Source organism: Chamaesiphon sp. VAR_69_metabat_338, from assembly GCF_031423935.1.
In the GTDB taxonomy this organism is placed as follows: Bacteria; Cyanobacteriota; Cyanobacteriia; order Cyanobacteriales; family Chamaesiphonaceae; genus Chamaesiphon.
In genome coordinates, this window is record NZ_JANPGM010000327.1 from 1 (window position 1) to 6,815 (window position 6,815).

Annotated in this window: 7 protein-coding genes and 1 pseudogene; 6 read left to right on the forward strand and 2 right to left on the reverse strand. The window is 47.9% G+C overall.

Annotated elements, in window-relative coordinates; genetic code table 11:
- The 6 genes from murJ to RMO84_RS09375 all read left to right on the forward strand — a co-directional run.
- Positions 1 to 914, forward strand: a 914-nt coding sequence (gene murJ, locus RMO84_RS09350; RefSeq protein ID WP_310488202.1) for a lipid II flippase MurJ, incomplete at its 5' end; no start/stop codon positions are given.
- Between the two features lie 86 nt (positions 915 to 1,000).
- Entirely contained in the window at positions 1,001 to 1,372 is a 372-nt protein-coding gene (locus tag RMO84_RS09355) for a VanZ family protein (RefSeq protein WP_310488203.1), read from the forward strand.
- A 194-nt stretch (positions 1,373 to 1,566) separates the two neighbouring features.
- The gene (locus tag RMO84_RS09360; RefSeq protein WP_310488204.1) at positions 1,567 to 2,586 is read left to right on the forward strand and encodes a serine/threonine-protein kinase; all 1,020 of its coding nucleotides are present in this window, start codon (positions 1,567 to 1,569) and stop codon (positions 2,584 to 2,586) included.
- A gap of 286 nt (positions 2,587 to 2,872) precedes the next feature.
- Entirely contained in the window at positions 2,873 to 4,324 is a 1,452-nt protein-coding gene (gene atpD, locus RMO84_RS09365) for a F0F1 ATP synthase subunit beta (RefSeq protein ID WP_310488205.1), read from the forward strand.
- Positions 4,325 to 4,457: 133 nt separating this feature from the next.
- Positions 4,458 to 4,862 carry an ATP synthase F1 subunit epsilon gene (gene atpC / locus RMO84_RS09370; protein WP_310488206.1) on the forward strand — a complete coding sequence of 135 codons (405 nt, stop codon included), beginning with the start codon at positions 4,458 to 4,460 and terminating at the stop codon, positions 4,860 to 4,862.
- A gap of 147 nt (positions 4,863 to 5,009) precedes the next feature.
- The gene (locus tag RMO84_RS09375) at positions 5,010 to 5,474 is read left to right on the forward strand and encodes a phosphate-starvation-inducible PsiE family protein (RefSeq protein WP_310488207.1); all 465 of its coding nucleotides are present in this window, start codon (positions 5,010 to 5,012) and stop codon (positions 5,472 to 5,474) included.
- A 119-nt stretch (positions 5,475 to 5,593) separates the two neighbouring features.
- Here the strand turns inward: RMO84_RS09375 and RMO84_RS09380 are convergent, their stop codons facing one another.
- Together RMO84_RS09380 and RMO84_RS09385 are read right to left on the reverse strand one after the other, a co-directional pair.
- Positions 5,594 to 6,304, reverse strand: coding sequence for a pentapeptide repeat-containing protein (locus RMO84_RS09380; RefSeq protein WP_310488208.1), 711 nt, complete (start codon positions 6,302 to 6,304; stop codon positions 5,594 to 5,596).
- A gap of 37 nt (positions 6,305 to 6,341) precedes the next feature.
- Positions 6,342 to 6,815, reverse strand: a pseudogene (locus RMO84_RS09385) (bifunctional 3,4-dihydroxy-2-butanone-4-phosphate synthase/GTP cyclohydrolase II); the annotation flags it as partial.

Here is a 6,815-nt window from a genome sequence, read left to right on the forward strand (position 1 = left end):
CGATTAAACCTCGATTTGAGTGGCGACGCCAGGGTGTCAAAGATGTCTTTAAAGTTCTGGGTCCCGCTACCTTCTCTTCGAGTACCTATCAAATCAACCTATTCATTGATAATGCCTTTGCCTCGGGAATTGTCGGTGCTGCTTCGGCGATGTCCTACTCGGGATTACTGGTGCTGACGCCCTTGGGGATTATTTCCAATGTCGTGCTAGTATCCCTATTGCCAGAATTTTCGCGACTGGCAGATCCCCAAAACTGGCCGCAACTCAAGGATCGGATTCGGCAGGGATTGGTCTTGTCCGCGATCGCCGTGATGCCGTTGAGTGCGATGATGATGGCTCTATCCCTACCGATCGTCAAAGCAGTCTATCAAAATGGGGCATTCAAAGCCCAAGATGCGCAATTAGTCGGCTCGATCTTAATTGCATCGAGTTTGGGGATGTTTATCTTTCTGGCGCGGGATGTCTTAATTAGGGTATTTTATGGCTTGGGCGATGGCGGTACGCCGTTCAAAATTAGCCTGGTCAATATCTTTTTCAATTTCCTGTTTGACTCACTATTCTGGAAACCTTTCGGCGCGGCGGGGATTACCTTATCGACGGTTTGTATCAATCTCATTTCCTTCCTAGTCATGTTATTTTTACTCGATCGTCGCTTGCAGGGTTTACCGTGGCGGGGCTTTCGGCCATTGGTCGGCATATTTATTGCCAGTGCGGTTACTGGAGGCGCAACCTGGTGTGTCAGCTACGGTTGGGAGCAATTTATCCCCGTCAGTAATAAGCTCACCTTGCTGCTCCAATTAGCCCTCGCTGGATCGATCGGTTTGAGCGTGTTTGTGGCGATCGTCTCGCAGCTCAAGCTACCAGAATTCGATCGATTAGTCGCCCAAATTCGGCAGAAACTATTCAAAAAGTAAATTGGCTGGAAATTGCTAGCAATATTCCTGGAGTGAGATCGGGATCTGTTGTTGTTGAGGATAGATTCCCGATCGATTGCGACCACATGTATTTAAAATGGCTACCTTTCTGCTTAATGTTTCTAGCGATCGTTGGAATCACGGTTGGCATTGACATCGGGCGACTTCAGAGTCTCACCGGCTGGATAAATAGCATACCTTTCGGGGATAAATGCGGCCACTTATTAATCATTGGATGTTTAACATTTCTGCTCAACTATGCCTTAGCTGGACGAAAGCTGAACATCGGTCGGTTCAGAGTCTTGTTAGGCTGTACGATCGTCGCAGTGGCGATGACAGTTGAAGAATGCTCGCAAATTTGGTTTCCAGCTCGCACATTCGATCTCATCGATTTATCTGCAAATTACTTAGGGATTGCGTTGGCTGGCTTCATCCATCGGAACGGGAATGTAGTTTAGACGGTTGTACCGCAGTCCTATTCGAGCGACAAAAATCTCGTATGGTGTGTTGTCGCTCAATCGTAACGCACCAACTAAGCTATCCATTCTCAAAAATACTTGAATTGGCCGACTGATGTCTCGAATAGAACCAGTATGATATGGAATTACTTGCTGTTTCAACTGTATCGGTGTTGCACCGATCGAGCGTGCTTATGACTGACGTGATAACCGATCGATTTAGCGCGAATGATAGCTTTGCCTCTGCGCCACTGCCAGCAGGAACAGCCGCTACTGGTGAAGCGATCGAAGGTGAAGTCCTCGCCAAACGCTATCAAATCCGCTCATTGTTGAGTAGCGGCGGGTTTGGGGTGACATTTTTGGCACGCAATGTCTATTTGCCAGGGCAGCCATTATGTATCGTCAAAAAACTCGCACCGATCGCGACCGAGCCAAAATTAATCGAGCGCGCTTACAAACAATTCGATCTCGAAGCTCTCAGCTTGAGTCGATTGGGCACTCACGCTCAAGTTCCCTGCCTATTAGATTATTTTAGGTTGGGTACTGAAGTCTACTTAATCCAAGAATATATCCCAGGATTGGTGCTGAACCAGGCTGTCGGCAAGCAGGGTGCTTTTCCCGAAGTAGCCGTCGAGCAGTTTTTGACTCAGATGTTGCATTTGCTAGAGTATATCCACAGCCATCAACTGATCCATCGCGATATCAAGCCCGAAAATATTATTTTATGTCAAACCGATCGCCGCTTTGTCCTGCTGGACTTCGGTGCAGTTGAAGACATCGATCCGGCAAGATCGACCCGACAGAATGCTGCCCGTAGCGCGATCGGGACGCCCCGATTTGCGCCGCCAGAACAACTAGCCGGTCGCGCGGTTTATGCTAGCGATTTATATGCTCTAGGCATGACTTGTATTTATCTACTTACAGGTCGAGAACCGAGTCATTTTGAGACCGATCCCCGCACTTGCGAACTGATGTGGGCGCAGCAGATCGATGTTAGTGAAGGATTGCGCGAGATTATTAATAAAACGATCGAACTTTCCTTAGCCGATCGCTATCATTCTGCCACGCAAGTGCTGACTGCCCTAGAAAACCGCGCGACTAGGGCAAAATTGCGGACGTATTTAGACCAAAAATATGCAGTTTCTCATGCCACTAGAGTCGGATCTAGCTCTTATCCAGCGGTCGTACACTGGGCATTGGGGATCGATCGATAAGAAATAACTCATGAGGCGATCGCCTTGACTAAATCCTGATAAATACTGACAGTACCGTGCGCGTTCGATGATAAACTTAACAGCAGCATTGAAAAATATTAAAAGTAGCTAACAAATAACAAACTAGATCGAGTCAGCGATCGGCCAACAGCGGCAATCGTCGCTATCCCCAAGCTGCCCGATCGAATGCCTTCAATCGGCGATCTAGTCTGTTATATCGATTCGCCAGAGCCGAGGCTACGCCAACGCTGTAGACAAAATCACACAATAATTAAGTAACGCGCACATGGCTAGCACCGCAGAAAAAACAAACGTGGGGAAACTCACCCAAGTTATTGGTCCAGTTGTGGACGTAGAATTTACTGGTGGCAAGATGCCCCAGATTTATAGTGCCCTCAAGGTTGAAGGCAAAAACGAAGCTGGACAAGATGTGTCTGTTACTTGTGAAGTGCAACAGCTTCTGGGCGACAACCAAGTTCGTGCGGTTGCCATGAGTACTACCGACGGATTAGTACGCGGCATGAACGTCATCGATTTGGGCGCACCGATTAGCGTACCCGTCGGGACAGCGACCCTGGGTCGGATTTTTAACGTCTTGGGCGAAACCGTAGACAATCAAGGCCCTGTCAATACCTCAGACAGATCGCCGATTCACCGCGATGCTCCCAAACTGACAGAACTTGAAACCAAACCTTCCGTATTTGAAACAGGTATCAAGGTCATCGACCTGCTCACTCCCTATCGTCGGGGCGGTAAAATCGGTTTATTCGGTGGTGCTGGTGTGGGCAAAACCGTAATCATGATGGAACTGATCAACAACATCGCTACCAATCACGGTGGTGTGTCGGTATTCGGTGGCGTGGGCGAACGTACCCGTGAAGGGAACGATCTCTACAATGAAATGATGGAATCTGGCGTTATCGATAAAGAGAACCTCAATAACTCCAAAATCGCCCTCGTTTACGGTCAAATGAACGAACCACCTGGAGCGCGGATGCGGGTTGGGTTGGTTGCCTTGACCATGGCGGAATATTTCCGCGATGTCAACAAGCAAGACGTATTGCTGTTCATCGACAACATCTTCCGGTTCGTCCAAGCTGGTTCGGAAGTATCCGCACTCCTCGGTCGGATGCCTTCGGCAGTAGGTTATCAGCCTACTCTGGGTACCGACATGGGTGACTTGCAAGAACGGATTACTTCCACCAAAGAAGGTTCGATCACCTCCATTCAAGCGGTCTACGTGCCTGCGGATGACTTCACCGACCCCGCGCCTGCAACTACCTTCGCTCACTTGGACGGTACTACTTCCCTGTCGCGTGGTTTGGCAGCTAAAGGGATTTACCCCGCAGTCGATCCGTTAACTTCCACCTCGACGATGTTGCAACCAGCGATCGTCGGTGCCGAGCACTACGATACCGCTCGTGCCGTACAATCGACCCTGCAACGCTACAAAGAGTTGCAAGATATCATCGCCATTCTCGGTTTGGACGAGCTAGCCGAAGAAGATCGCCTGATCGTCTCCCGCGCGCGCAAAGTCGAACGCTTCTTATCCCAACCCTTCTTCGTTGCTGAAGTGTTCACTGGTTCCCCCGGTAAATACGTCAAACTCGAAGACACCATCAAAGGCTTCAAAGCGATCCTCAATGGCGAATTAGACGATCTCCCAGAGCAAGCTTTCTACCTCGTTGGCGATATCAACGAAGCCAAAGAAAAAGGCGCGAAATTGCTCAAAGGCTAGAACTAGGGATTAGGGGATAGGGGATAGGGAATAGGGAGATGGCGAGCAATGCTCATTCTAAGATTTAGACCGTCTCTACTCTCTACCCCCTATCCCCTATCCCCTATACCCTATAAAAACAAACTATTTAAACATGAAACTAACAGTAAGAGTAATCGCCCCAGACAAAACCGTATGGGACGGCACGGCAGATGAAGTGATTTTGCCGAGTACGACCGGACAATTGGGGATTTTGAGCGGTCACGCATCGCTGCTGACGGCTTTGGATACTGCCGTCATGCGCGTCAAAGCTGGTAAAGATAAATGGACGCCGATCGCGTTAATGGGTGGCTTTGCTGAAGTCGATAATGATGAAGTTACCGTTCTAGTTAATGGTGCGGAATTAGGCGAAAAGATCGATCGCGAACAAGCGCAAAAAGAATTTACCGAAGCCGAACAAAAATTAGCGAATATTTCTGCGGATAACCGCCAAGAGCAAATTCAAGCCAACCAGGCTTTTAAACGTGCGAGAGCTAGACTTCAAGCTGCCGCTGGTTAAGTTCGATCGCTAAACAGATGCAATCGATCTCGATCGTCACAAACCCTCCTAATAAATAAATTAGGGGGGTTTGTTGCTATAAGATTGTTAGGTAATCGCGATGAAACCAGGTAGGGACGATTCTATTTTATAGAGGCTACGCCAACGATGCTGCGCATATTCCGACGATTTATGGCCGTACTTACTGAAGACGAAAAATTTCTCGAAACGATCGAAGCGATCGAAGGAGTCGTTTCCAAGATACTGTCGATCGGGATGATTTTTGTCACCTTCATCGCGATCGCCCACTTAAGTTACGCACTGATCGAGAAATTGCTACTGACAATCGAACGACCGAGTAATGATAATTTTAATACTACTTTGTTTGAATTATTCGGGTTGTTTCTGAACGTATTAATCGCTCTAGAAATTCTCGAAAATATCACCGCTTATCTGCGCAAGCATGTCATCCAAGTCGAGCTAGTCATCGTGACTTCACTAATTGCAGTTGCGCGCAAAATCATCATTCTCGATCTCGAAAAGAAGAGCAGTAGCGATCTTATTGCTATGGCTGTAGCTGTTTTTTCGCTATCGATCGGTTATGCGATCGTGCGATCGATGAATAGGAAATAGCAGCGATCCTAGTAATATGCGATCGATACAAACTTAGGGCAGTAGTTAAATATCGATCGCTCCCGCTCTTAGCGATTCTAGTCACTATTTAAAACCAGATCGACTATCGATCGTCGAACTTAGTCTAGCCCCGAATTACCCGATCCAGTATTGCGCGTACCGCCAGGAACCGTGCGTTCGGGACGACCCAATCCCGTCGGAATTCGATAGACGCGGGGACGGTTGCGAATTGTCGGCGCACCTTCATCCACAGTGGGTAAATTTGGCTTGATGGGCGCATTGTTAGGAGCTGGCGTGTCAATTTTTCTGGTTGGCATGGAAGTTGTGACACCTTTGGCACCAGCGAGATTAGCGCGATCGAGCGAAGTAGTGCTCAGATTGGCACCTGTAAAATCTGCTAGAGCCAAATTGGCACCAGCCAGATCGGTATTGCTCAGAATCGCCCTATTAAAATTGGTGTTGACTAAATTAGCGTAGGATAAATCTGTGCCAGTCAGATTAGTATTTGTAAAATTGACATCAATCAGACTAGCTGCTTGCAATACCGCACTAGTCAAATTAGTTTTATTCAGATTAGCTCCGGTGAGATTGGCACCGCCTAATTTGGCACCCGAAAGGTTAGCTCCTGCTAAATTTGCCCCTACCAAATTAGCAGCTTGCAGATCGGCATTGGCTAACCGTTTGCGACTGAGATCTGCGCCACTTAAATCGCAGCCAATACACTTATTTGTCGCCAGTAGCGTTTTGAGATCTGTGGGATTATAAGCCCGCGCTACCGGCGCAAAGAGTAGGAAACTAACAACAGAACAAAAATATAAGCGGCGATTCATTTTAGCAGTGATGAGATAGTTGAGATCGATGTCTTTACTAACTGAAGCTATAAATCACCTGAAGTTCCAATTGCGAACATAATGTTGAGGGCAGTTGAGATTTGGGGTAGGTATGTCGATCGAGTTGCATTTGCAAACCTGTCATTGGATCTGCTCCATTTGCCACTAGAAATTCGAGGCGGTTGACTTGGGGTAAGGTTTCAATTTCATCCAAGATATTGAAGATTGCCCGCACATAAGGATGATTGGCATCCCGATACCAACCCTCGATCGCCAGATTAGCTTGGTCGAAGCCGAGGTGAAAAGTCAGCGAAGGATTGCCAAATAGGGCAGTACCAACGGGACGAGCTTCTTCTTTAAGCAGGAGGTTATGGGTTTGAGCGATGTGACGGAGCTTGTCTAGCCGATCGTAACGTGCCGTAATATCTAATGGTTCTTCGTTCCAGGTAATCCCGACGGTGACGAGATAAGTTTGCAGCAACATGTGACCGAGTTTTTCGGCTTTGGTGGC

Excerpts from the sequence above, each read along its gene's own strand:
- RMO84_RS09355 (WP_310488203.1), top strand. The coding sequence starts at position 1,001 with ATGTATTTAAAATGGCTACCTTTCTGCTTAATGTTTCTAGCGATCGTT.
- RMO84_RS09360 (WP_310488204.1), top strand. The coding sequence starts at position 1,567 with ATGACTGACGTGATAACCGATCGATTTAGCGCGAATGATAGCTTTGCC.
- atpD (WP_310488205.1), top strand. The coding sequence starts at position 2,873 with ATGGCTAGCACCGCAGAAAAAACAAACGTGGGGAAACTCACCCAAGTT.
- atpC (WP_310488206.1), top strand. The coding sequence starts at position 4,458 with ATGAAACTAACAGTAAGAGTAATCGCCCCAGACAAAACCGTATGGGAC.
- RMO84_RS09375 (WP_310488207.1), top strand. The coding sequence starts at position 5,010 with ATGCTGCGCATATTCCGACGATTTATGGCCGTACTTACTGAAGACGAA.
- RMO84_RS09380 (WP_310488208.1), bottom strand. The coding sequence starts at position 6,304 with ATGAATCGCCGCTTATATTTTTGTTCTGTTGTTAGTTTCCTACTCTTT.